This window comes from Cellulomonas sp. HD19AZ1 (assembly GCF_004535805.1).
In the GTDB taxonomy this organism is placed as follows: domain Bacteria; phylum Actinomycetota; class Actinomycetes; order Actinomycetales; family Cellulomonadaceae; genus Cellulomonas; species Cellulomonas iranensis.
Window position 1 is genome coordinate 1 of the sequence record NZ_SPHX01000009.1, and the last position, 25,309, is coordinate 25,309.

20 protein-coding genes are annotated in these 25,309 nt (G+C 72.1%); 9 read left to right on the forward strand and 11 right to left on the reverse strand.

Translation table 11 applies throughout. The annotated features are described in order from the left end of the window. The 11 genes from E4A51_RS17875 to E4A51_RS17925 form a co-directional block, all read right to left on the reverse strand. Positions 1 to 799 (reverse strand): hypothetical protein (locus E4A51_RS17875; RefSeq protein WP_134852553.1); only part of this gene is annotated, 799 nt, incomplete at its 3' end. Then, positions 793 to 1,467, reverse strand: a complete 675-nt coding sequence (locus E4A51_RS17880; protein ID WP_134852554.1) for a hypothetical protein — start codon at positions 1,465 to 1,467, stop codon at positions 793 to 795. The genes E4A51_RS17880 and E4A51_RS17875, both read right to left, overlap by 7 nt. Continuing rightward, positions 1,467 to 1,799, reverse strand: coding sequence for a hypothetical protein (locus E4A51_RS17885; protein ID WP_134852555.1), 333 nt, complete (start codon positions 1,797 to 1,799; stop codon positions 1,467 to 1,469). The genes E4A51_RS17880 and E4A51_RS17885 overlap by 1 nt, the downstream gene beginning before the upstream one ends. Then, a complete protein-coding gene (locus tag E4A51_RS17890) occupies positions 1,799 to 2,959 on the reverse strand; it encodes a ParA family protein (protein WP_134852556.1) in 1,161 nt (386 codons plus the stop codon). The genes E4A51_RS17885 and E4A51_RS17890 overlap by 1 nt, the downstream gene beginning before the upstream one ends. Before the next feature lie 123 nt (positions 2,960 to 3,082). Next, on the reverse strand, positions 3,083 to 3,925 hold the full coding sequence (locus E4A51_RS17895) for an Ig-like domain repeat protein (RefSeq protein WP_134852557.1): 843 nt from the start codon (positions 3,923 to 3,925) through the stop codon (positions 3,083 to 3,085). Between the two features lie 988 nt (positions 3,926 to 4,913). Continuing rightward, the gene (locus E4A51_RS17900) at positions 4,914 to 6,089 is read right to left on the reverse strand and encodes a hypothetical protein (protein WP_167748960.1); all 1,176 of its coding nucleotides are present in this window, start codon (positions 6,087 to 6,089) and stop codon (positions 4,914 to 4,916) included. Between the two features lie 164 nt (positions 6,090 to 6,253). Next, the gene (locus tag E4A51_RS17905) at positions 6,254 to 6,895 is read right to left on the reverse strand and encodes a hypothetical protein (RefSeq protein ID WP_134852559.1); all 642 of its coding nucleotides are present in this window, start codon (positions 6,893 to 6,895) and stop codon (positions 6,254 to 6,256) included. Then, a complete protein-coding gene (locus tag E4A51_RS17910) occupies positions 6,892 to 7,413 on the reverse strand; it encodes a signal peptidase I (RefSeq protein WP_134852560.1) in 522 nt (173 codons plus the stop codon). Before E4A51_RS17910 ends, E4A51_RS17905 begins: the two co-directional genes overlap by 4 nt. Before the next feature lie 2 nt (positions 7,414 to 7,415). Further along, positions 7,416 to 8,054 (reverse strand): TasA family protein, encoded by a 639-nt coding sequence (locus E4A51_RS17915; RefSeq protein WP_134852561.1) that lies wholly within the window; start codon positions 8,052 to 8,054, stop codon positions 7,416 to 7,418. Between the two features lie 81 nt (positions 8,055 to 8,135). Continuing rightward, positions 8,136 to 11,927: a hypothetical protein gene (locus E4A51_RS17920; RefSeq protein ID WP_134852562.1), complete on the reverse strand. Its 3,792-nt coding sequence runs from the start codon at positions 11,925 to 11,927 to the stop codon at positions 8,136 to 8,138. A gap of 218 nt (positions 11,928 to 12,145) precedes the next feature. Further along, positions 12,146 to 13,165, reverse strand: a complete 1,020-nt coding sequence (locus E4A51_RS17925) for a hypothetical protein (RefSeq protein WP_134852563.1) — start codon at positions 13,163 to 13,165, stop codon at positions 12,146 to 12,148. A 265-nt stretch (positions 13,166 to 13,430) separates the two neighbouring features. Between E4A51_RS17925 and E4A51_RS18480 the strand changes: the two genes are divergently transcribed. The 9 genes from E4A51_RS18480 to E4A51_RS17970 all read left to right on the forward strand — a co-directional run bounded on the left by E4A51_RS18480 (position 13,431) and on the right by E4A51_RS17970 (position 25,064). Further along, complete coding sequence (locus tag E4A51_RS18480) at positions 13,431 to 13,703, forward strand: winged helix-turn-helix domain-containing protein (protein ID WP_167748961.1); 273 nt, start codon at positions 13,431 to 13,433, stop codon at positions 13,701 to 13,703. 400 nt (positions 13,704 to 14,103) lie between these two features. Beyond that, a complete protein-coding gene (locus tag E4A51_RS17935; protein WP_134852565.1) occupies positions 14,104 to 15,501 on the forward strand; it encodes a helix-turn-helix transcriptional regulator in 1,398 nt (465 codons plus the stop codon). A gap of 108 nt (positions 15,502 to 15,609) precedes the next feature. Then, a complete protein-coding gene (locus tag E4A51_RS17940; RefSeq protein ID WP_134852566.1) occupies positions 15,610 to 15,942 on the forward strand; it encodes a hypothetical protein in 333 nt (110 codons plus the stop codon). Positions 15,943 to 16,316: 374 nt separating this feature from the next. Then, positions 16,317 to 17,786: a hypothetical protein gene (locus E4A51_RS17945; RefSeq protein WP_134852567.1), complete on the forward strand. Its 1,470-nt coding sequence runs from the start codon at positions 16,317 to 16,319 to the stop codon at positions 17,784 to 17,786. A gap of 276 nt (positions 17,787 to 18,062) precedes the next feature. Then, positions 18,063 to 18,869, forward strand: coding sequence for a ParA family protein (locus E4A51_RS17950; protein WP_167748962.1), 807 nt, complete (start codon positions 18,063 to 18,065; stop codon positions 18,867 to 18,869). 286 nt (positions 18,870 to 19,155) lie between these two features. After that, positions 19,156 to 19,347 (forward strand): hypothetical protein, encoded by a 192-nt coding sequence (locus E4A51_RS17955; protein WP_134852569.1) that lies wholly within the window; start codon positions 19,156 to 19,158, stop codon positions 19,345 to 19,347. Next, positions 19,340 to 19,552, forward strand: coding sequence for a hypothetical protein (locus E4A51_RS17960; protein ID WP_134852570.1), 213 nt, complete (start codon positions 19,340 to 19,342; stop codon positions 19,550 to 19,552). The genes E4A51_RS17955 and E4A51_RS17960 overlap by 8 nt, the downstream gene beginning before the upstream one ends. Before the next feature lie 185 nt (positions 19,553 to 19,737). Continuing rightward, positions 19,738 to 20,079: a TnpV protein gene (locus tag E4A51_RS17965; RefSeq protein ID WP_134852571.1), complete on the forward strand. Its 342-nt coding sequence runs from the start codon at positions 19,738 to 19,740 to the stop codon at positions 20,077 to 20,079. An 83-nt stretch (positions 20,080 to 20,162) separates the two neighbouring features. Continuing rightward, positions 20,163 to 25,064, forward strand: coding sequence for a helicase-related protein (locus E4A51_RS17970; RefSeq protein ID WP_134852572.1), 4,902 nt, complete (start codon positions 20,163 to 20,165; stop codon positions 25,062 to 25,064). The last annotated feature ends 245 nt before the right edge of the window (positions 25,065 to 25,309 follow it).

Below are 25,309 nucleotides of genomic sequence, written 5' to 3' on the forward strand. Positions count from 1 at the left end.
CGCCGGACATCGGGACGATGCTGCCGATGTAGGCGAACGAGGCCGCCATCATGAAGATCATCAGCGGGTGGGCAGCGTTCAGGCCCAGCCAGGTGAACGCCAAGCGTGTCGCGATGACCCGGCGTGCGGGGTCGTCGGTGATCCAGACCCAGCCCAGCGGGAAGATCACGCCCGACAGGTAGAGGGCGACCATCGCGACGATGAGCATGACGACGACGGCCGTCATGGCGAAGAGCATGCCGACGAGCAAGAAGATGGCGAACAGCGTGCCGCCGGGGATGTCGATCCAGTCGCCCCGGATGATCGCGAGGAGGCTGGTGAGCGCGCCCTCGCTCGTCGTGCTGAAGAGGCCCACCAGTCCCTCGCTCAGCGCGTGGAAGATGCCGACGATCCACCACGCCACGGCGGGACCCCACATGGCACCACCGATGAAGGTCAGTGATCGGGTCGTCAGCAGCTCGATCAGATCCCCGCCCGACATCCGGCCGCGCGCCGCGGCCAGCAGCCGGGAGAGCACGATCACGAGCCACACCAGGACCGCGAGGCCGAAGGCGAGGGCGTACTGGTTGAGGAACCACTCGGCCGTCAGATCGGGCTTGGTCGCGCTCATCAGCCAGGGCAGCAGCCGGCTCACCAGGCCGTCGAGCGCGTCCTGGACCTTCCCCAACGACCACGCGAGCGGATCCGCCGCGAACGAGATGCCCTCGACGACCCCGGACGCCGGGCCGGTGACCGCATCCCAGATGTCCCCGATGGTGTCTCCGATCGCTCCAGGCACAACAGCCGCGTGCATCAGCAACCCCCCTCGTACCGCTGCCCCAGCAGCCGGAGGTCGGACGCGTCACGCGTCGGGACCATCCGCTGCAGCTGCCACCCGGGCGCGCCCTGCACCAAGGTGAAGGTCTGAGCGCCGCTCTGAGTCGTCCCGTCGTCGAAGACACGGGTCGCGGATACCGAGACGACCGTGGCGACTCCTGTGGACGCCTCGATGTAGAAGTGCGCGTCCTCGGTGCTGACGTGCCAGTCATCTGCAGACGCCCCTTCGCGCGCCTGCTCGACGGCCGCCTCTAACGTCTTCTTCAGCTGGGGGTCCGCGTCAGGCGCGAGGATGCTCGCCACCGTCGTCGCCAGCTCGTCGGCCTGGTCCGCGGTCGGATCCGTGCCCAACCACCGGAACAGGTCAGCAGCGAACGCGGCCGCACCCGCGTCGCTCAGCTCGGCGACACGCTGTGCCTCGAGGACCGAAGCGTTCGTGACGTCGCGCCCCGCCTGACATCCCGCGACGCTGCTGGCCGTCGTCGTCGCGGGCACGGACGACTCGCCCGCCGTGGGGCCGCTGCTGGCAGGGGACTCTCCCCTGACCAGCAGCGGCGCGACCACAACGGCCACCGCTGCCAGCACTGCGACTGCCGAGATGCACCCGACAGCGATCCATACGCCCCTGCGCTGGCGTGGCTCAGTCGTCATCAGCCGGCGATGTAGAAGACCACGGTGACGAGCACGCCGAAGGCCACCGAGAGCCCGAGCGCGATGGACGAGATCTTCAGCGCCTCCTGCCCCTGCTTGTGCGCGTGGGGGTTGTCACTTGTCGACCGCAGCTTCAGGATCGAGCCCAGGCAGAACACGAGGCAGCCAATGATCACGAGTCCCCAGAACGCCGCGAAGGCGCTCCTCCACCAGGTGTCGAAGGGACCACCGAACGAGAACGACGGCCCCAGTCCGTTGATCGGGCTCTCGATGGCGATGATGCGGCCGTCCTGTGCGGCGGTGCCGATGACGGTGTGGATCGTGCTGTTCATCAGTGGGTCCTTCCGAGGTTGAGGTGGGGCAGGAGGTTGCTGGCGCACGTCACGACCTGGGCCGTGGCGCGCACCCACGCGCGCTGGGACGCCTGCGACAGACGACCCAGCGAGATCTCGTTGCCCGCAGCGATGTGCGGGTCGAACGGCACGTCGACGACGGCACCGAGCTCGAGCTCGTCCAGCGCGCCGCGCAGGCGTGCCGCCTCCTTGGCGTCGACGGAGCGGCCGTCGTCGGTGACGATCACGACCGCGTTGTCGGCCAGGAGCTCGCCGCGCGGCAGCTCGCCGCGGACGCGGTAGAGCGTGTCGATCAGGGAGACGACGGAGCCCGTGGACAGCACCGTGGGAAGCACCAGCACGTCGGCTCCGTCGATGCACTGCAGGAAGGCCGAGGCCTCCGGGTTGTTGCCCGTGTCGACGACGTTGATCGCGTAGTACTGGTCGAGCAGACGCCGCAGCGCGCGCACGTGGCTCTCGTCCAGGGTGGTGCGGTCGCTGATCGAGCCGAGGACCGCGGCGCCGGACGACTGCAGCTGCGTGAACCACGCGAGGTTGGCCGCTGTGCGGATCCTGGCGAACTCGGCGAGCAGCTCGCTGATGCCGCGCACCGACTCCTGGGATCGCTCCGCGCGCAGCGCGAGCGTCCCGGCCGCGTCGGCTCCCTCGAGGGCGACCACACCGCCCGTCCTGACGTACGCCAGCACGCCGGCGAGCAGCAGGCACGTGGGCGTCTTGCCGACGCCCCCCTTCTTGTTGGCGACGAGCACGCTGAACGGGCCCGGCCACTGGAACCGGCGGATGACCTCGAGGTCCGCCTGGTACGCGCGTTCAGCCTTCCCCGCTCCGGGGCGCAGGAGACCGCCGCTCGACCGCCGCAGGACGGCTCGCGCCCCCCACTGGGCGGGCTCGACGACCGGCGCACCCTCCGACGTCTGCAGCAGCTGGGCCCGTGCTGCGCCCAGGCGTCGCCGACTCTCCGCGAGGTCGCTCCCCGCGGCCCGGGACGCCGGTTCGGGCGACACCGGCGCCGACGGTGCGCTCGGCGTGGTCGCCCACCCCGAGTCGTCCGCGAAGCTCTTGACGCGGTCCGCGCCCTGGAACAGCTCGTCCCCGAGGTTGAGGCCCTGCGAGCCCCACCCCTCGCTCGTGTCAGACATGCGTACACCCCTCACTTCTCCTGCTGACGCCCGGCCGCTCAGCGCGCGCGGCCCCCTGTGCGCCCGATCGGACAGATCTCGGACGACGCGCTCGGGCGTCGACCGCGCTGGTCATGACGGCCATCACGGGACCGTCGCCGTGCTCGTGGCCACCAGGCCGTCGACCGACGCCGTCCAGGTGTGCGAGCCAGCCGGAAGACCGGTGAGCGTCCCGCTGAAGGTCCCGGAGCCGACCCCGACCGTGATCGAGGAGCCGGCGATCGTCACGACCACGGGGCCGGTGACCCCACCGGTCGTGACGCTGACCGTGACCGTGCCTGGGCTACCCGAGTCCCACGAGACCCGGCCCGGCCTGATGAACCGCTCGGTGCTCGGCGCCTGCTCGACGGGCCTGGCCGGTGCCGCCGGCGGCGCCTCAGCCCCTGCAGATGGCCGGTCCGCGCTCCGCGGCGCCTTGCCGGACCCGCGCTCGGCGGCCGCCTGCTCTGCCGCCCGGGCGGCGGCTGCCTGCTCGGCGGCCGCCTGCTCGGCCGCCGCTCGCTCGGCGGCCGCCTGCTCGGCCGCGACGCGTTCCGCCTCAGCCTGCTGCCACGCTTCCTTGGAGCTCACGACCTGCTTGACCGCCACGACCACGCTCGAGCTCCAGAACGACCAGTCGTCCGGCCCACCACCGGCGACGCTCTGCCGCAGGTGAGCTACAGCAGCCGCGAGGTCGACGCGCACCTGCTCGTCGACGACCTGACCGCGCGAGCCCTCGAGCACACGGTGGGCGGCCGCGCTCAGCGCTGTTGCGCCCGAGCGCGCCGCCGCACGTCGGCCAGCCACCTGTGCGCGAGCATCCCGGTCCCGCTGCGCCGTCCACGCGGGCGTGAAGGGGGCGGCGGCGCTCTGCGCCGGGATCTGCTGCGGCGGGTGGATCGCCCACCAGGTGCCCGCGATGCCGACCCCCGCAGCCAACGTCGCCACGAGGACGACGCGACCCCCGCGTCGACCAGGTCGACCCGGCGCCGCGGCCGGAGGCGTGGTCGACGCCGGTGCGGCAAGAAGCGGGGAGGACACGGGCCGTGCCGCCGCAGGGGCATCGGCCGGGGAGCCTAGAGGCGTCCCCCACGGAGCCGTGCCCGTGTCCTCCCGGTCTGGAACCTGCAGGCTGTCGCCCGCAGGGAGTCTCGTGACGCGCCCGCGCGCTGTGGCACCGGCGGGCGCCGCGGTGACGTCGTCCTTCGCACGTACCGACCCGTCGGGCAGCGCGACGAGGTGACGCGACCCGCCCTCGTCGACCGCGAGGAACGGCACCGACGCCCCCGTGCGCTCGGCCTCGGCCACCACGAGCTCCAGCGCACGCTGCCTCGCCTGCGCCGCGGTCGCCTCCACGATCGACTCGGAGCGCTCACCGAGCGTGACGACGCCGGACCCGTCGTTCCCGACGACGATCAGGACCTCGCGCTCCGGCACCCTGTCGCGTCCCGCGGAGGCGGTCGTCGCGCTCATCGAACGCCGCCCGCTGAGGTGGGAGGGCGCAGGCCGCCGGGCGATCGGTCGGGGGAACCTCCCCCGGGCCGGCCCGCGCCCTCCCGGTTCATGTGTGACGCCGCAGAGCTCGCACCGGCGCTCGTCGAGCGCGGCGGGTGCGACATGTGCACCGCTGTGGGTGCGACGTGGGTACGGCTCTGGCGTGTCATCAGTCCCCCGACCGATTGGTGGATGCACCCCGTGGGTGCGATGGCGTTGGCCCCGCGTGGTGCGGGGGTCGTTCAGTCCGGCGCGCGCGCCTGACGGAGAGGTCCCGGACGCAGGGGGGTGCGGAGGGGGTCGCTGCCCCCCTGCGCCCGGGAGGTGGCGCGACCGGCGGGCCAGGGGGTGCCGGGCCGGCGCGCCGTCGTGCGGGAGTCCAGTGACGAGGCGTCGGTGGACTCCCAGCTCGTGCGCGCACCGCTGATGGGTGCGCGGTAGATCAGGCCCACGGGCGCACCACCTGGGTGAGCACCGAGACCGATGGGCCGGTCGGGTAGGGCAGCTGGCCGCAGAAGTACGCGTCCTCGTCCGTGCTGAGCAGGACCGACGAGTACCCGCCCGTGGCTCCCGCGGCCGCGTACGTCACACCGGCCGGCTGAGGGATGGGGGTCGGCACCAGGACCGAGTCGGCGGGCGGCAGGCACAGGTTCCCCGCCGTATTCCAGCCCCAGGCGTAGACCTGACCGCTGGCCGTCGCACCGAACGCGAAGGTCGGCCCCGCGACCAGGCTGGTGAAGGTGACACCTGCCGGCATCGCGGCACGGGTGGGCACGCTGGGGTCCGTGAGGGAACCGGTCCCCAGGCGCCCGTGCGCCGCTCGGCCCCAGCCGTAGACCGCCCCGTCCGAGGCCAGGAGGTAGCCCGAGTTGGTGCCCGCGGCGACGGCGACCACGCGGGCGCCCGCGGGCATCTGACCGCGCTGCGCCTGGACCGGCGTCGTCGAGTCCGCGGTGTTGCCGGTGGCGAGGCGACCCTCGACCCCAAGGCCCCAGGCGTACAGCGTGCCCGCGTCGGAGAACGCGTAGCCGGTGGTCCCTCCGCGAGCGATACCGGCGATCTTGGCGCCTCCCGGGAAGCTCATCCTGACCGGCGTCAGCGCCGTGGTCTTGGTCCCGATCCCGAGCTGTCCGTAGCGGTTGGCGCCCCAGGCGTAGACGTCTCCCGTCGACGTCAGGACCATCGCGGAGGCGTCGCCGTCGGTGGCCGAGTGGCTGCCGGAGTTCATCGCGATCTCGCGCACCACCGTGCCGGCCGGCAGCTTGACCTTGATCGGCGTCGCCGAGTTCTCGGTGGTCCCCTGGCCGAGGAGCCCCTGTCCGCCGTACCCGAACGCGTAGAGGCTGCCGTCCTCGAGCAGAACCAGGACCGTGGCCTGGGTCGCGATCGGCCCGGCCACGGCGATCTCGACCGGGCGCGACGGCCAGACGAAGCCTGCCGGCGTCGCGAGCTGCGGAGTCGTCGTGACCTGCGTGGCGGCGCCCCACAGCGAGCCTGGGCCGACGGTCCCCCACTGGTAGACCTGCCCGTCTCGGCCGATACCGACCGCGACGGGGAGAGACGTCGCGGCGCGCACCATCGGCACGCCGGGACCGGCCTTGACCGAGACCCGAGCCACGACTTCGTCGGTGAAGGTCGCGCCGGTCGTGACCGGTCCGACTGCGCCTCCAACCAGGAGTGTCGACGCGGTGAGGACGCCGAGGCCCCGCAGGGGGCGCACGTTCTGCAGGGGGCCTCGAGCGCGGCCAGGCGCACGATGGCGCGCCGCACTGGTCCGGCGGCTCATCGGCTGCCGCCCTTCCAGGACGGGGACCGGTGGCGCCCGGCGGCGACGGCGCCCGCCAGGATCAGAGTGACCGCGATGACGCCAAGGGAGACCGCATCGACGCCCGTGAGCGCCAGCGGCGCGGGCGAGGGCGGCTCACTGCCCTGGGCGTGGACGCTGATCGCGGCGCCCCACCTCTGGCCCTGCGCATCGTTGCCGGCAGCCTCGCTCAGGCCGGCCGTGACGAGCAGGTGGAGGGTGTGCCCGGCTTCGAGCGGCACCGCCGCCAAGCTGCCGCTCGAAGCCGGGACTTCCCCGCTGCGGCACACGGGCGCGCTCGGCGCCGCTCCGTGTGCCGTCGGGACCCCAGCCCAGGGCTGGGTGCAGCCAGCGAAGGCGACCTGCAGCAGGTCGTCGTCCTCGCCGGCGAGTTCGGAAGGCAGGTGGTCTCCGGTGACCGTCACGTAGGCCGCGACGTCGGAGACGTTGGTCACCTCGACGTCGACCGCGCCGGTGTCACCCGGGGTCAGGTCGCTGATGGTGACGGCGTCGGGCTCGACCCGGATCATCCCGGCGGCGGGGATCTTGACCCGGATCGTCCCGGCGGGGAGAGCGTCGGGCGCGGTCGTGGCGCTCGTGGACGCCATAACGGGGCTCATGCGGTCACCGCACGGTCGTCGTGTGCGTGGCGGCCGGAGCGGGCCCGTCGCGGGGCGAGCACGAGCAGCGCGACGGCGAGCCCCGCAAGCATGAGCGGGTTGCGCACCAGCGCCGCGGCCGCGCGCCACGTCACACCCAGCCCCGGCACGGAGAACCGGACGACGTCGACCTGCGGGCCGGCGTACGGCGTGGCGTCGTCGACGACGTTCGCATCGCCGCGCGTCGTGACGGCGCCTGTGAACGCGTCGACGTCGACCACGCGGTGCGTGACGCGCTTGCCGTCGTCCCCGACGAACGAGACCACGTCGCCGACGGCGACCTGGTGCACGTCCCTCGGGGTCGTCACGACCAGCGCGCCGTTGGGGATCGTGGGCTGCATGGAGCCACCCCGCACCTCGAGCGGGAGCCACCACCCGAGTCGAGTCCCCAGGGCGAGCACGAGCGCGCCCGCCACGGCGATCCAGAGGACCGCCGTGGCAGCGCGACGCCCGCGCTCGCCCATCCGAGTCACCGTCACCGTCACTCCTGGGCGGCGGACAGGGCGAGGGTGAGGGTGTCGGTCTTGCCCTGCTCGGTGTTCGGGGTCCGCTCCGGCAGGGTGAGCGTGATGGTGAGCGGAACCTGGCCACCGGCGGGGACGGTGAACGGGGCGAGGTTCGCCCCCCCGTTGGCCTTCCCGCTGCTGGTGACGGCGGGTGACCCCGACGGGGCGGCAGTCAGTGTGGCGTCGAGCCAGGCCCCGAGCGCGTCGGGGCTCTGGCCGACCATCTTCGTGGTCACGACGGCCGGCAGGGACCCGGTGTTGCGCACCTGGACCGTCTTGGTGGTCGTGTCGCCCGGCTTGAACTGCGCCAGGGGAAGGGGCAGGTCGACCGGGGCGGGGTTCCCCTGCTGGCCGTCGACGTTGATGTCCAGCGTGCCCGCCGCGACGTTCACATCGATGCGGGCCTCGTCGAAGAACGTCGCCGACGTCCCAGCGACACCCCCGCCGACCAGCGCCAGGGCGATCGAGACCGCCGCGATCTTGGCGGCCGGCGTGCGTGAGGCGCCGCCCACCGCACGCATGGTCGAACGCAGCAGGGTGGGGCGAGGGCTCGTGGCGGCGCGGCCACGACGGGAGGAGGTCAGCTCGTCGCGCAGGGGCGTCAACTCGGTCATCGGATTCTCCGGTTCGTTCAGAAGTGGGTGGGGAGAGGGCCTGGGGGTGGTCACGGCGGACCACCCCCAGGCGGTGCCGCGCTACGCGACCTGCGTCTTGCGTGCCCGGGCGTGGGCCACGGAGCCCCAGCCGAAGGCGATGAGGCCCGCGCCGAGGAACAGCAGGCCCCAGCGCTGGAAGCCCGTGACGGCCAGCGCCTTCGCGGTCGAGTCACCGGCGCTCGCCTCGGAGCTTCCGCTCGTCGGCGGCGTGCGTGGGTCGACGGTCTCGGCTGCGAGCCCGCACTCGGACACCACGGCCTTCCCGCGGGAGACGGTGGTCTCCTGGAAGCCGTAGATGAGGTTCGTGCGCTTCGCGGACGTGGTGTAGATCGCGCCGGTGTCGTAGGTCGCCGTGCCGGCCACGAGCTCGAGTTCGACCTCGGCCAGCGGCGTGCCGGTGCACAGCGGCGGCGTCCCGCGCTCCCACGCGTAGAGCCGGACCGTCACCGAGTCGCCGGGCAGGATGTCGCCGTCGACCACGACGCGGTCACCGATCGCGTCCCCGTAGACCGGCCCCTGCTGGGCCGGGTCGGAGGGCACGTGGTACGCCGTCGTGGTGGCCTTGATCGGCGGGAACTTCACCGTCGTGGTCTGCGACGGCTCACCGACGCGCTCCTGCACCAGCACCTCGTCGTCGGTGTCGACGACCCGCGGCACCCACGTGAAGCGCAGGCCCAGGTCGGGCACGAGCCCGCCGGCCGTCAGCTCGTGCTCCGGGGACTCGGCGGTGAACTCCTCCCCCACGCCCAGGGCGGGGAGCACCAGGCCCACCGACCCGTCCTCGAGCACCGGGCCGTCCGGCACCGGCGTCGCGTCCGGGCGGCACGCCGCCTCGGTGTCCTCGGCCTCGACGTAGTAGCAGGCCGACCAGATCAGGCGCGAGCCCTCACGGACCGGACCGGTGATCGTCACCGAGTCCTGGGTGACCTCGCCCAGCAGCCCCGAGGGCGTGGCGCGCGAGGTCATCGTCGGCAGCGGGTAGTCCACGACCGTCACCTGACCGGTGGTCCCCCACGGCTCGCGCTTGAGCTCGCGCCCGACCCCGTCGAAGAGGATCGGCTGCCAGCCGCGGCGCAGGGTCGTGCCGGGCTTGGTGTCCGCGGGGACCTCGACCGTCCACGTCGGGGACGTCACGGTCGGGTTCTCGGGGTCGACGGCGACCGGCTCGCCGACGTCGACGACCGTGCCCTCGATCGGGTTGTCGTCCTCGTCGAGCCAGGCGGCCTGCCACTGCACGGTCCAGTCCGAGCGCGTCGGGCCGTCGAACGTCACGACGTCCGACGTCTCGTCGCCGACCTTGGCGGTGGGCGTGGCCTGCGAGGACCACGGCGGGACCTCGGCACGGATCGTGGTGACCTGCGCCGGCGTCCCGAAAGGCTCGCGTAGCAGGACGTCGCCGTTCGCGGCGCGCAGGATCGGCGCCCACCCGAACGAGGCCGTGAGCTCACCGGCCGGGAAGTCGGCCAGCGTCGGCGTCGGGAATGGCGGGTGCTTGTAGAAGCCGGGCCCGTCGACGGGCGTGGAGTACGTCGTCACCGGGTTCGGGCAGGTGAACGGGTGCTCGAAGCGGACCATGCAGGTCTGCCACTCGAGCGTCGCCCCGGCCGGCGGCGTGCCGTTGATGAGCACCAGGTCCTCGATCGTGCCCTCGCCCGCGACGGCGTCCGTCGTCGCGGTCGACGTCATCCAGAGCCGGTCCGCGCCGTCCGGCGGCACGTAGAACTGCTCGCGGATGTCGTTGGCCGCGCTCGTGAACGGTGCGACACGGTCGTCACCCGCGAAGGAGTAGACGAACACGTAGTGGCCCCACCTCTCGGCGAAGACCGCGTCGGCCTCGACGTAGCCGATGTTGTAGGTGCCGTTCTTTGCCGGGACGGTGATCGTCTTGACGGCCTCCGCGTCGTCGGGGACCTCCACGGTGGTGAACGGCGTGTCGCGGCGGTAGACCGTGACCTCGGCGGTACCGAGGTCCGGCTTCCAGCCTCCGATGCCCTGGAACGTGCCGTGGTCCTCGGGGTAACCGTCGATGTCGATGCGGTCGAACGCTCGCCCGCCGCGCACGACGTTGTACTCGCGCACCTCGGAGTAGTGCTTGATGTGGTGCCGGGCCGACGTCGTCTCGGTCTCGAGCATGAACCAGTCGCGCACGGGCCCGGCGAGCACCTGCTGCATCGCGGGCGACTGGTCCTCCATGCGGACCTCCGCCACCCAGGTGTAGAAGGCCCCGTCGGGGCCACGACGGATCGCGCCCGACGTCGGCTTGGTGCCGGCCTTGTAGAACGTCAGCATCTCCGTGCCGTACACCGGCGCCCCGGCAGGGACGTTCTGGCGTGGGGGCGTGGGGACGTTGAACGGGCCGTAGACGGTGTTCCGCTGCACGAGCGGCAGCGGGTTGCCGCTCGCGTCGGCCGGCCACACGTCGGAGCCGGGCAGCGACACGGTCACGGCGTCGACGAGCGGGGCGTTCGGGTCGTCGACGAGCCGGTCGCGGACCTGCGTGCGCAGCTGCGGGGTCATCCGCACCGTCACGATCTCCGACGGCGCCATGAACCCGTCGCTCACGCTCGCGCGCACGTACATCTGGTTGTTCGGGGTGGCGTCCTTGCGGATCTGCCAGACGAACGCATAGGTCGCGCTCGTCGGCGACGTCCAGTTGACGTTGTACGAGCCGGGCCCGTTCACATCGAGCTCGAACGTTCCCGCCAGCGGCGTGCCTGCCGGCACCGTCGAGGAGAACGGCTTCTCCCCGTCCAGCGGTCCGTACACGGCACCATCGACGCGGACCGAGACGCCCTGACCGCCGACCTGCGACCAGACGTCGCCCGGGTTCAGGCCCACGATGACGGACTCGCGGACGAGCTCGTTCTTGTCGGCGTACCGGGTCGAGAGCTGGCTCGCGATCGTCGGCTGGAAGTCCCCGACCGCGCGGAACTGCACGCCGCCGGACGGGTAGATGACCGGGTCGGTGCCGGTCGGGCCAAGCACGTCCTGCGTGCTCGCGCCGGTGCGACGCATCTCGAGTCGTCGCCGGTCGACGCGGAACTCGGTCCGGGCCCGCACGTCGTGCACGCCCGCGGTGGCGACCCAACGCAGCTCGAACGCGTGCCCGGGGGTCGTGCCGCTGTAGACGCTGGTCTCGCCGGGGTCCGCGATCCCGTTGCCGTTCGTGTCGAAGACCGCCCCGGTCGTCAGCGTGCTCGTGAACGGCACGCCGGCGATGTACTCACCGCGGCCGTTGCGCAGGCCGAGGTTGGAGATGACGCCGGTGCGCTGTCCGCCGAGGTCGTAGGTCTGGATCTCCGTCGTCGCGTTGAGGTTGACCGAGGCGCGGGCGAGGTCCAGGAGCCGGTCGACCTCCGCGCTGAGCGCGGGCCACATCGCCGAGCGCAGGGCCGCCTTGCGCTGCTCAGCCGACACCCCGTTGCTGCCCTGCTCGTACAGCAGGTGCACGATCGCGCCGCCTGCCGCGTTCGACAGCGCGCGGTCCCCCACGCCGAGGGAGCCCGGGTCGTACTGCAGCTGGTAGGTCAGCCACGCCACCATCGCGGCGTCCGCGTCGGTGACCGTCTCGACGGACGTCACACCACCGGACGGGATGTTGAGGCCGACGTTGGTGCACCACACCCAGTTGGGTCCGCCGGTCGGGTCGTTGAGCGGCCCGAGGAACGCTGCGCCCTGGTTCGTGAAGCCGGTGATGGTGTAGCCCTCGCCGGCGGCACGGCCGCCGCCGGCCAGCGCCTGGCCCGGCGCCACGCGCTGGCCCATCGCGGCCGAGGCCGTCGGGGCGAACACGAGGATCGCGAGCAGCGCGAGGACGCTGGTCAGGGCCACCAGCGCACGCTTGCGCCGCGGGCGGTGTTCGGCAGCCAAGGAGGCTGCCGAAGACGGCACAGCGTGGAAGGATGATTGAGCTCGCACAGCAGTCCTCTTCTCAGGCTCGCGCCTGCGTGGGTTGATCTGGCCGATCGGTTGTTGTGTGGGTAGAGGGGTCCGGGTTGCCGCCCGGGCCCCTCACCTTTTGTCAGGGGTGTCTCAGCACGTCACGTACATCAGCAGCCCGTCCACGAGCCGCCGCTCTCGTCCGTCGTGATGCAGTAGGTCTCCTCCTGCGGCGGCGGCTGCCGCGGCGGTGCTGGCGCTGCAGCGCTCGAGGACGAGCGCGTTCCACCGCCGGACGACGTGCTGTTCTTGCTCCCGCTCGACGACTGCTGCGAGCTGGCGCTCTTGCCCGTCGACGCGCGCGGCTGCTGAGGGGCCGACGGCCGGGCCTTGGCTGCCTGCTCCGCGGCGGCGCGCGCAGCCTGCTCGCCGGCGATCCGGTCCTGCTCGGCCTGCCACGCGGCCTGCTGGTCGACCACGGCCTGCGCGACGGTGGGCAGCACCGACGTCGCCTCGCTCGCGGCCGACGTCGCCGCGGTGAGTGCGTCAACGTCGGCGTCCTCCGCTGGCGGCTGGTCGCGCAGCGCCGTCGCCGCGTCGATCGCGGCGGCCAGGGCCGCGCGGGGCGCCTCGTCGAGCACCCGACCCTCGGACGCGCTCAGGACGGCGTCCGCCGCGTCGATCGCGGCGGCGAGCTCCGCGCCCGCCTGCGCGTAGTCGGCGCGGGCCTGCTCCAGCTCCCACGCGTGCTGCGCGGCGACCGTCTCCTCGGTCTTGGCCCGCAGGGACGCGGCGGAGCGGCGGACGGTCTCGGTGGCGCCCTCGAGCGCAGTGGCTCGGTCGCTGCGCGAGCCCTGCGCGCTGACCTCGGTTACCGCCGCCTGCTCCACCGCGACCTCGAGCAACCCGTGAAGGTCGTCGTGCGTGATGCCCTTGAGCGCGGTGCGCGCCTCGGTCAGGGCTGCCGCGTGGTCCGCGCGAGCGCTCTCGTACTCGGTCTGCGCCACGGCGAGCAGTTGCTCCTGCGCAGCGTCCCACCGGGTGTACGTCACGGCTCCGCCGCAACCGAGCGCGAGCACCACCGCGACCCCGACCGCCGCGTAGGTGCGTCCTCGCCGACGGTGCGGCGTCGCCTCGGAGCCCTCCTGGCCCTCGAGCTCGACGCGGGCCCCCTGGTCCGTCATCGCCATGTTCCCCTCCATGGGCGTGCTGCGGCGGCAGAGCGACACGAAGTCGCTCGCCGATCCCCTGTGTGGCTCGACGTCAGGCACGTGTGCCTGCGTCGAGTCCCCTCTTCCATCGGCACCCTACTGCCGAACTGAAGTAGGCAGTAGGGTGACGGTTCATGGGATTCCGGCGGAGCGATGCGCGCGCAGCCCGTTCCCCCTGGCAGGGCTCGGGCACACTAGGCGCGTGTCCCGACTCATCGAGCCCCCCGTACCACGGGAGGTCGCTGTGATCTACGACGCGGTCGGCAACCGCGTACGCGGGATGATCGTGTCGGAGCTCGGGCGCTCCGGACCGCTGTCGACGACCGACCTGGCTCAGCGCGTTGGCATCGCACGGAACTACGCGCTGAAGCACCTCGCCAAGCTCGAGGAGGTCGGCCTCGTGCGAGCGGACACTCCCCGCGAGGTGCGCGCACGCCGGGTCACGCTCTGGAGCGTCGATGTCGAGCGACGCGAGCAGATGATCGAGCAGTTCAACGGCTTCCTGCGAGGTCAGTAGCCTCGAGGGGCGGCAAGTGAGAACGCTTGCCATCATTACTGTCGCCCTCACGTCTCACCCCCTGGTGGCCTGCACTCCCTGTGCGGCGACCCTTGCACCAGCCCATCGGTGTCAACAACTTTCGTGACCAACTGTCAGTGCGCCGTGACCTCGTCAGGGTGAATCTGACCCTCTTTGTCTAGTTATCGCCGGTCGGTGAGTCAGTGCTGGCATGGTTGACTGTCTATGCCATCGTCGGCTTCAGAGACAGGTTGACCTGATGCGATTCGCGTCCGCGGCGTGCGCCGCCCTTGTAGGCCTCTTCGTGTGGATCGGTGTCCCGAGTGGTGGTGCGTCGACGTCGGCGTCCGGCCCCGGCGCGGTCCCGCTCGGGATCGGGTGCTGCAAGGTCCACTAGTCGATGGCTGCACACCGCAACGAGACGCTCGGGGATCGTGTTCGTGCCGCCCGTGCCGCCAAGGGCATGTCGCAGGCCGCTCTCGGCGCCGAGGCGAAGATGAGCGCGAGTCACGTATCGCTGATCGAGACCGGGCTCCGGTCCCCCTCGAGCCATGTGCTTGAGGCGCTAGCGCGAGCGCTGGACACCAGCCCTACCTTCCTCGAGCAGGGCTGGCAGACCGTCGACGGTGGCGTCGAGGTCGCTGTCGACTTCGCACGGCTTGCCCTCACCCAAGGTGACGCCGCCGGTGCCCTCGACCGCCTCGTCGGGCTCGACCTGGAGCGGGTCTCACCCGCGACGCGCGCGCGAGCCCGTACCGCGCTCGCCGAGGCGCACGAGCTGTGCGGTGACCTGGACCGCGCGATCGCGATCTTGGAGGAGGTCCTGCAGGACGCTCACGAACGCGATGATGCGTTCGACGCTGCGGCCGCCGCGATGCCGCTCGTGACGTACAGCATCGAGTCCGGCGACCTCATCCGCGCCGGAGAGATCGGCGAGGCGGAGCTTGCGCGCCTCGAGGCAGCTGGCCTCGCCGGCACCGACGAGCACCTGCGGCTCGGTGCCGCGGTGCTGTGGGCCTACACCGAGCGCGGCGACCTCGCCGCCGCCACGAACCGCGCCGGACGGCTCATCCGCCAGGCCGAAGAGCTGGGGACGCCTCTCGGACGCGGCTCCGTCTACTGGAACGCCGGCCTGCTGGCGGAGGAGCGTCGGGACTTCGTCACCGCGCGGCGCTACGCCGAGCGCGCCCTGGCGCTTCTCGGCGAGTACAACAGCGTCCGGGACCTTCCACGCCTGCGGGTGTACTTCGCCCACCTCCTGCTCGTCAGTCCAGTGCCGGCACCCGCTGACGCTCTCCTGCAGCTCGAGCACGCGCGCCCTGGGCTGACCGCGGCTGGCTCCCCCGTCGAGCTCGCGGTCCTGGAGACCGAACAAGCGCGGGCCCAGCTGCTCTCTGGCGACGTCGACGAGGCGCGCGCGCTCGCCAATCAGGCCATCGCGCGGCTCGGCGACGAGCCTCGACTGGAGGCCTCCGAGGCCCACCTCGTGCTCGGCGACGTCCACCAGGCGCTCGGGCAGCCGGACCAGGCGCTCACCGCCTACCGGTGGGCCGCGGAGCGTCTGTCCACGATGTCCGCGTGCCGGCGCTCCGCAGGGGCGTGGCGGAAGCTCGCGGACCGCTACCGCGCCGCCGGCGAGGTCGAGCTCGCACTCGAGGCGTTCGCCCGCGGGATGGCCGAGGCCGGCTTCCCCGAGGCGCCACCTGTTGTGCAGCGAGCAGACGCTGGTGTCGCGGACGGGCGCGTGCAGCGGCCGCGCCGTGGGCGTGCCGTGGCGCGTTCTCGTTCGCACGCGTGACGCTGGAATCACGAGCGTCTGAGGTCCCCGTCCGCCCCGATGGTGCATTCGAGCGACACGCCGCGCGCTAGCACCTACGTGCCGCGGTCATATGGATATGGTCTGCGCATGGCAGCCAAGGGGTCGCGACCGACGAGGCCGAACACCGCTGCGCTCTTCCTCGAGGTGACCCCCGACGCCAAGGCCGTCGTGGAGGACATCTACGCCGCCGCCGGCGGCAAGGAGTGGGGGCCGAAGTGGCTGGTCATGCAGCACATCCTGGAGAACGCGCGTGCCGACCTGGGTTCCGACGGCCTCCCCACCTGGTGGAAGCGCGAGGACACCTCGTTCGAGCAGCCGACGCTTGACGTCGACGACAAGCGGAAGCCCGAGACCCAGCCCAAGGCGCGACGCGCCTCCCGAAGCCGGAAGGGGGCTGCGCGACTGATCCAGTCCGCCTAACCCAATACGAGAACGGGCCCGCCCCCGAAGGGGCGGGCCCAAGCCCGAAAGTCCTCACCAGTCTTCTAGCTTGGCGGCGGAACCCTGGTGATGGACTCCCTGTAGCGCACCCTGAGGTGCTTCACGATGGAGTCGACGATACCCGCGTTCGCGAGTTTTGCGCACCCTCACACGGGTGACACGCCGTCCGGGCGTGTCGTAACGAGCCCGTCGACGGGCTCCCCCGCCCTCCTCAGCCCCGTGGCCAGCGGCCCCGGGGCTCTGTCGCGTGCCCGCGTCCAGCGCCGCACCCTCCCGGGCCGGGTGGGGTGAGGCCGGCCGCCAGAGCCCTCGAACCGCAGACCCACCGACCCGCCGCCGCGCGGGTCACAGGCGTGCCCGGAAACAGCCGGCGACGCCCGGGCAGGGTCGAGCCGATCGAGGCATGGGCGGCCGCGGCTCGCGCGGCCGGCCAGCGGCTCGACCCCCGTGCGATCGTGGCCGTGGGCCTCGCACCGCACCCGCTGCTGGCCTCGCAGGTGCTCACCCGCTGGCTGGTCCGGCACGAGGCGGTGCCGGGCACCGTCCTGGGTCCTGCGGCGCTCGAGGAGCTGGGCGTGGTCGACAACGTGCCGCCCACCCAGCGCCGCGCGCAGGCGCGGTTCCTGCTGAACCTCGCTTCCGGGCATCTCGAGCGGCACAACGCTGGCGCGCTTCCCCACGACGAGCCGCGATCGCTGGATGCCGGCGACCTGTCGGCCGCGGTGGGCGCACCCAGCGCCGGCAGGCGGCCCGTCCGCGCGCGGCCCTCACGCGCGCAGGAGACCTCCCCCAGGCACGTAGCCGCTGCGATCCCCAGCGGCGCGGTACGCGTCGCGGATCAGCGCACGTACGTCGCCGCGGTGCGCGCGCACCCCGCGTTCGCCACGCTCCGTCAGGACGCGTACCGCAACGTGGTCGCGGTCGCCGAGCACCTGGCGCTGTGGGCCGAGTGGGACACCTGCACCACTCGGCCGACGTGGGCCGTGCTCGCCGACCGCGCGGGCGTCTCCCGGCCGACGGTGGGGCGCGTGGTGCGCCGCCTGTGCGCGGCCGGCCTGCTGGGCACCGTGGCCACCGGCCAGTCCGCGCACACGGCCACCACGTCCGCCGACCAGCACGGCAACCTCGCTGCCGTCTACGTGCTGTGCGTCCCGGGCTCGCTTGAGTTGGTCGAGCAGCCGGTGGATGAAAGTGATACCCCTCCGACCACCAGGTCGTTGAAAGGTTCCCCCACGCACGCGCGCGCGCGAGGCGAAGACCCCGAACCGACGCCGCTGCGCGGCGCTGCCCTCAGCGGCGCTACGCGCCGCAGCGCGCCAAGTCCGACATCAGGCCAGCACACCTCGCGGCCGCCGGCCCCCAGGTCCTCACCACCCCGCCCGGACGACGCACGGCTGACCATGGCCATCGCCTTGCGCGAGCGGCTGCCCGTTTTGCGTAGAATTAGTGACCGACACGTGGCCTGGATCGTCCGCGACTTCGTCGAAGCCGGCTGGACGACGTCCGAGCTCGCCGTCGCGGTCGACCAACGCCCCGACGACACGCTCTGGCCTCACGACGGTGCCCGGGGCGTGAGGAACGTCGGTCGGTGGCTGGCCCACCGCCTCAGGGCTTGGCGGTTCGACGACGGCACCGTGCACACGAGCCCCGGCGCCCGGCGCCAAGCGGAGATCGCCGAGCGCCGGGCCCGCCAACGCGCCGAGCGAGAGCGCCACAGCACGCGACCTCTCAGGCTCGTCGCAGCAGACACCTCCCCTTCGCTGGCCGACGTCCGCGCCAAGATCGCCGCAGCGCGAGCGGCGAGCCGATGGTCACGGTCATGACCGGAGATCGGGGCGCCCAGGGCCGACCGCACTCGGCCCTGGGTGGGGGTCGCCGCGTGCCGGCCGGCGCCCGCCGACGCGCAGGCGGGACACCTCTCCTCCTTATTTCTTTATGTATGTAATGCCGTACGGCTTGACAGGCACACGCACGCCCGGCCACACTGACACCCGCACGCACGTACCTACGGCATGCAGTACGGCCGTCGGTACGCCAAGCCACACGTCCACCCGGCGTGTTGGGCATACATACAGCCGCACTGCTGGAAGGATGTGCTCATGAACGCACGTGCACGGGAGCAGGGGAGCGGTCCGCGGGTCACCGCGGTCGCCAACCAGAAGGGCGGCGTCGGCAAGACGACGCTGACGCTGAACCTCGCCCACGCGCTGGCAACGGCGGGGCGCAAGGTCTGCGTCCTGGACCTCGACCCGCAGGCCAACTCCACGGACTCGCTCGACGCGACGGGCGACTTCGACATGTACGACGTCCTGCGCTCGGAGGAGACCGGCGTCATCGGCGACGCGATCGTCGACACCGCCTGGGCCGGCGTGAGCGCAGTCCCGGGCAGCAAGCGACTGTCGTTGTTCGAGGGTGAGTCGATCATGACCCCCGAGCACCGCCTCATGAACGCGATGCACGAGGCGGACGGCCTCGAGTCCTTCGACGACATCCTCATCGACCTGCCGCCGAGCCTTGGCCGTCTGACGCTCAACGGCCTGATCGTCGCGTCCCGAGTGCTCGTCGTGACCACGCTGGAGCCCTACTCGATCCGTGGCGTGGGGGAGTTCGTCGAGACCCTCGGTCAGATCAAGCGCAACCCGCAGCTGAACCCCGCCTTGCGTCTGGCGGGCGTCATCGCCAACGACGTCGACCTCCGAACGGTCGAGCACCAGCAGGGGCTGCAGGAGCTCAAGGAGTTCCTCGGCACGGACGTCGTCAGGTCCCCGTACCTGCGCAGGTCGACGGTGGTTCCCACCGCCGCAGCACGACACCAGCCCGTGTCGGCGATGAGCGGCAAGACGGCCGCGGCGATCGCCGACGACTTCTCCAGGCTCGCGGCCTGGCTCATGCAGGAAGGTCACTGACATGGCTGAAGGACGACGCAAGGCCCTGGGCCGAGTGCAGACGAACAGCGACATCGTGGCCTCGCTCGTGGGTGGCGGTGTCGACGAGGCACTGAAGAAGCCGTCGTCGACGTCAGCGCCGATCCCGCCGGCGCCCGCACCGGCACCCGTCCGCCAGCAGCCTCCGGCTGCACCGGCCGCCGCAGACGAGCCCACCGCCCACGTGTCGGGCGCCGCAGCAGACGCACCCCCTTCGGCGACCACCGTTAGGCGGGGTCCTGGCCGACCCCGGCGTAGCGAGCGCGTGATGCTGCCGTTCACCAACCAGATCGAGCTCAACCTGCGCGCCCGGGTCGACGACTACGCCGCACGCGAGAACGCCAAGGTCGTCGACATCCTGGACCAGGCGCTGAGGCTGGCGCTGGACGTGTGGGAGGGCAAGGTCGTCGTCGTAGACGGCGCCGACGACGAGGCAGGCAGGCAGGCGTCCCGTGGCTGAGCACCCCGCCACCTCGGAGACGCCCGACGCCTCGCCGCGCGAGACCGTGACCGTCGCCCAGATCGCCGAGAGGTTCCGCGCGCACGCCGAGCGCGGCGAGGCCGTAGTAGACGAGATGGCCGAACTGCGCGTCCCGGACGGCGACGCTGACCTCGTCGCGCGCGCATTGGCTGCTGCTCGCGCCTGGTCGGCTCGGCGGCCCTGACCGGGTGAACGCCTCGGTGCCGTGCCGGGCGCAACCCTCACCCGCTGGTGTCACCCCCCGCCCGTAGGTTCGAGCGGGGAGCCATGAGCGGTAGGGGCGGCTGGTGGCAGCACGGCGTAGGAACGTCCAGATCGATGGTCAGGGCGAGTTGGACCTGTTGTGGGCAGCACCTGAGGAGGTTCGAGATGAGCGCGTACGAGCGCACCGCGAGGACGTGGTGGCAGCAGGCTCGACCGAACGAGCTGCTGGTCATGCAGGAGCCGGAGGCCTTCTTCAGGGACCTCTCGCAGCAGATCGAGTCGCGAGTGAGCGCACTGACGATCGAGCTCGCGGGGCCGGACGAGCCGGGGGAGGACTACCTGGCGAAGGTGGGACGGCTCAACCGCGCGCAGACCGCGGCGCAGGAGATGGCGTTGGACGAGCTCGTGTTCTCGATCGGGCCGGAGAGCGAGCCAACCGAGCCTCCCTCCGAGATCGGGATGGCGGTCCTGGAGGCGCACCAGATGGTCAGGGACGCCAGGGACTGACGCTCGACCGGTTCCGACCGGCCACCCAGGACGACCTTGCCCCCTCGGGGCAGCGAGCAAGAGTCCAGGCGAACCTCGCTGCGTTGCGCACGCTGCGCGCCCTTCAGCGCGACGAACGCGGCGCCACGGCCCAGGAGCAGCAGACGCTCGCCCGGTGGTCCGCCTGGGGCGCCGTGCCGGGCGTCTTCGACGAGACCCGTACCGAGTGGTCGAGCGAGCGCGACGAGCTGCAGCGGCTCCTGAGCGACAGCGAGTACGCGGCCGCCCGCAGGACGACGATCAACGCCCACTACACGGACCCGACCTACGTCCGCGCCATCTGGCGGACCCTCGGTGACCTTGGCTTCGACGGCGGCCGCGTCCTGGAGCCGGGCTCCGGTGCCGGCACGTTCATCGGCCTGGCGCCCGAGGGCGCCGCCATGACCGGCGTCGAGCTCGACCCGGTGTCAGCCGCCATCGCGGCAGCCCTGTACCCGCACGCCGACGTGCACGCGCAGTCCTTCGCCGAGTTCCGCCGACCGGCCGGCTACTTCGACGCGGTGGTCGGCAACGTCCCCTTCGCGGACGTTCGCCTGCACGACCCGGTGCACAACCGGGGCGGGCACGTGATGCACAACCACTTCCTGCTGAAGTCGCTCGCGCTGACGCGGCCCGGCGGCATGCTCGTGGCCCTCACGTCGCGCTTCACGATGGACCAGGTCAACCCGGCAGCACGCCGCGAGATGAACCAGCTCGCCGAGCTCGTCGGCGCCGTCCGCCTTCCTGCAGGCGCGCACCGGCGTGCCGCAGGCACGGAGGTCGTCACCGACCTTCTCGTCATGCGCCGCCGGGAGGACGGAGAGACGGTCCGGGACTCGGTGTGGGAGACGGTCGGTGCCCACCGCGTCGATGCGCACACCGTCCGCACCAACAACTACTTCCTCGACCACCCCGACCACGTGCTCGGGACCTATCGCGTCGGTCACGGCATGTACGGCGAGGAGACGCTGACCGTCGAGAGCGACCTCACGCGGATCCCGCAGATGCTCGAGGGCGCCCTCAGCGACGTCGTGCGACGGGGCCGCGCCCAAGGTCTCACCTGGACCCCCGCCGCGACCGCAACCCCCACACAGCCGGCACGCGTCGCACAGGCGGACGACGGTCTCTGGGAGGGCCACATCAGCACGGCGCCCGACGGCACGTTCACGATGCTCGTCGACGGCGTACACGAGCCCCTGGCGGTGCCGGGGACCCGCGCCCGGGAGCTCCGGGAGCTGCTCAGCCTGCGGGACGGCGCACGTCATCTGCTCACCCTGGAAGCCGAGAGCGCCGACGACACCCCCGAGCTCGACACGGCGCGCCGCACCCTGCGGACGAGCTACGCCGCCTACGTCGCCCGGTTCGGGGCCCTCAACCGCTTCTCGACGCGCAACACCGGCCGGGTCGACCCTGCCACCGGCGAGCAGCGCCTCGCGCGGGTGCGGCCACCGGTGATGAACACCTTCCGCAAGGACCCGTTCAACGCCCTCGTGATGGCGCTGGAGATCTACGACGACGCCACAGGGACAGCGACGCCGGCGCAGATCCTCGAGCAGCGCGTGGTCGTGCCGCGCACCCCGGTGCTCGGCGTCGACGACGTGGGGGAGGCTCTGGCCGTCACCGTCGAAGCACTCGGCCGCGCGGACCTCGAGCACATCGCGTCCCTGCTCGGCGTGGACGTCCAGGATGCCCGTGCGCAGCTCGGCCAGCTCGTCTACGACGACCCCGCCGACGAGCACAAGATCATCCCGTCCGCGGAGTACCTCTCGGGCAACGTCCTCGACAAGCTCGACGCCGCTCGAGCAGCAGCCGACCGCGATCCCCGCTACCAGGTCAACGTCCGCGCGCTCGAGGAGGTCGTGCCCACCCCGCTGGGCGTCGACGAGATCGCCGCCCGCCTGGGCGCCGCATGGCTCGACGAGGACACCCACACGCAGTTCGTGCGAGAGATCCTCGCCGACCCCGACGCCCGGGTGATCCACGCCGGCGGGGCAGTGTGGGACGTCAAGGCGCGGACCTACACCATCCAGGCCACGAGCGACTGGGGCACCGCCAGGATGCCGGCGCCGGCCATCCTCAAGGCCGTCCTCGAGCAGCGGCAGATCCAGGTCACGGACGCCGTCGACGGTGGCGGGCGGGTGCTCAACCCCACTGAGACGGAGGCAGCGCGCGAGAAGGCCGGGGCGCTCCAGGAACGGTTCGCCGAGTGGGTGTGGGAGGACCCCGAGCGTGCCGAACGCCTGGCTGCAACGTACAACCGGATGTTCAACGCCCTCGTGCTGCGCGACTACACCGCCGAGGGGAAGCGGCTCACGCTGCCAGGCCTGGTCAGCACCTTCACCCCACGAGAGCACCAGCGCACCGCCGTCGCGCGCATGATCGCCGAGCCCGCGGTCGGCCTCTTCCATGAGGTCGGCGCCGGCAAGACCGCCGAGATGGCCATGGGCGTCATGGAGCTCCGCCGACTCGGTCTGGTGAACAAGCCGGTCGTCAACGTCCCGAACCACATGCTCGAGCAGTTCACGCGCGAGTGGCTCCAGCTGTACCCCGCCGCCCGACTCCTCGCCGCGTCGGGCGAGGACCTGGCCGGCGACGGCCGTCGCCGGTTCGTCGCGCGCGCCGCCACCGGCGACTGGGACGCGATCATCCTGACGCGCGGCGCCTTCGAGCGGATCCCGGTGTCGCGGCAGACCGAGGCGGACTACCTCGACAGCGAGATGCAGTCCGTGCGCGCCATGCTCGCCCGCCTCGCTGACGAGCGCGGGTCGGGCACGGTCAAGCGCCTGGAGAAGGCCGTCGCCGCCGTAGAGGAACGTGTCCGGGCAAAGCTCGACTCGCCGCAGGACCCCGGCATCACGTTCGAGGAGACGGGCATCGACTACGTCGTGGTCGACGAGCTCCACGACTTCAAGAACCTGATGACCGTCTCGAACATCCCCGACGCGGCCATCGCCGGCTCGCAGCGCGCCACCGACCTGCACATGAAGCTCGAGTACCTGCGCGGCCGCCACGGGCAGCGCGTGGTCACGGGCGCCACCGCCACACCGATCGCCAACAGCGTCACCGAGGCGCACGTCATGCAGCGGCTGCTGCGCCCGGATCTGCTGCGTGCAGCGGGCGTCGACCAGTTCGACGCCTGGGCGGCGACCTTCGGCGAGGTCGTCACCGAGATCGAGATGTCGGTGACCGGCGGGTACAAGCAGAAGTCGCGGTTCGCCAGGTTCCAGAACGTCCCGGAGATGCTGCGCACGTGGCACACGTTCGCCGACGTCAAGACCGCCGAGGACCTCAACCTCGACCGCCCCCTCATCGCGGCCCGGCCCGACGGCACCCGAGGCCCGCGCACGATGATCCTGCCGCCGTCCGACGAGCTCGTGCAGTACGTCGAGTGGCTGGGCGAGCGCGCCGACGCCGTCCAGAGCCGCCGGGTCGACGCGACCACCGACAACATGCTCAAGATCACCACCGACGGCCGGAAGGCCGCCCTCGACCTGCGCCTGGCCGGCGGGCAGCGCACCGAGGACAACAAGACCGAGGCCGCGGCCGACAAGATGGTCGCGATCTGGCAGGCCAACAAGGACCGCCGCTACCTCGACACGGTCACAGGCCAAGTCGCCGCCGTCCCCGGTGCGCTGCAGCTCGTGTTCTGCGACCTGGGCACACCCTCGGCCAACTGGAACGTCTACGACGAGCTGCGCCGCCAGCTCGTTCGCCGGGGCATGCCGCGCGAGCAGATCGTCTTCATGCACGAGGCCGCGAAGGACGCCGACAAGGCCCGCCTGTTCGCCGCGGCGCGCGCCGGCCACGTCTCGGTCCTCGTCGGCTCGACGCAGAAGATGGGCGTGGGCACGAACGTCCAGGCGCGTGCGGTCGCCCTGCACCACCTCGACTGCCCCTGGCGACCCGCCGACCTCGAGCAGCGCGACGGGCGGATCCTGCGGCAGGGGAACCAGAACCCCGAGATCGAGATCTACCGGTGGGTCACCGAGCGATCCTTCGACGCGTACTCGTGGCAGACCGTCGAGCGCAAGGCCCGGTTCATCGCCCAGGTCATGCGCGGACGCCTCGACGTCCGCGAGATCGAGGACGTCGGCGACTCCGCGCTGTCGTTCGCCGAGGTCAAGGCCCTGGCCTCGGGGAACCCCCTGGTCATGGAGCGCGAGAAGGCGCTGCAGGCGGTCACCAAGTACGAACGGCTCGAGAGGGCGCACCACCGCAACCAGGTCCACCTCGCGCGGGGCCGGCAGGCCGCCAGCGAGACGTTGAGCGCGGCGGAAGCCGACCTGCCGGCGCTCGTCGCGGCCGCCGAGCGGTCGACCTCGACGGCGGGGGACGCGTTCATCATGACCGTGGGCGGCCGCCAGTACGCGTCCCGCACGGACGCCGCTGCCGCCCTACGGTCGTGGGCTCACGACCATGCTGAGCAGACGCTCACCTCCCACCTCGAACCGCGACCGCTCGGTGTCCTCTGCGAGGTCGCCGGCCACACGGTCACCGCGGCCGCCGCCCCGCGCGCCGGAGCCCTTCTGCTCCGGGAGCCCGGTTTCCTGCTCGAGCTCGCGGGCGTACCGCGCACCGCCTGGCGCGTCGACGTCGAGACGGCGGCGGGGGAGGGCCTCGGGCTGGTCCGACAGATCGAGCACCGCGTCGAACGACTCCCCGCCACGGTCGAGCGCGTCCGAACGGACATCGTCACCGCGCAGCGCGACGTCACACAGGCCGAAGCGGCGCAGGCTCGACCCTTCAAGCACGCCGAGCAGCTGGCTGCCGCCCGCGCCGAACTGCAGCGCATCGAGTCGATCCTCAACCCACCCACGCAGGAGCCCGAGGCGCCCAAGCCATCCCTCCCGGACCAGCCGAGCCTCGCCACCCGGGCGGCCGCGCTCAGAGCGCCTGGCGCACCGGGCGTCGACACGCGGGACGTCGCCCCGCAACGGGACCTACGTGGGCCAGCCATGCGGTTCTAGCCGAGATCGGCCCCGTTTCGTTTCGTGGCGCGCTACGGTATGTGCGTGACGCTACGAAACGAAACGGGGCTGGACGGACGCAGCACCTGCCGCTTCCCAGGCTGCACCCGAGCGACCGAGCCCGGTGACGGTCGCGGGCGCCCGCCGGCGTACTGCGACGACCCCGCGCACAACCGCGCCGCGGCGTACCGCGCACGCCGAGGCGCCGAGCCCGGTGACCAGCAGGGCTCCAAGAGCGAGGGGAC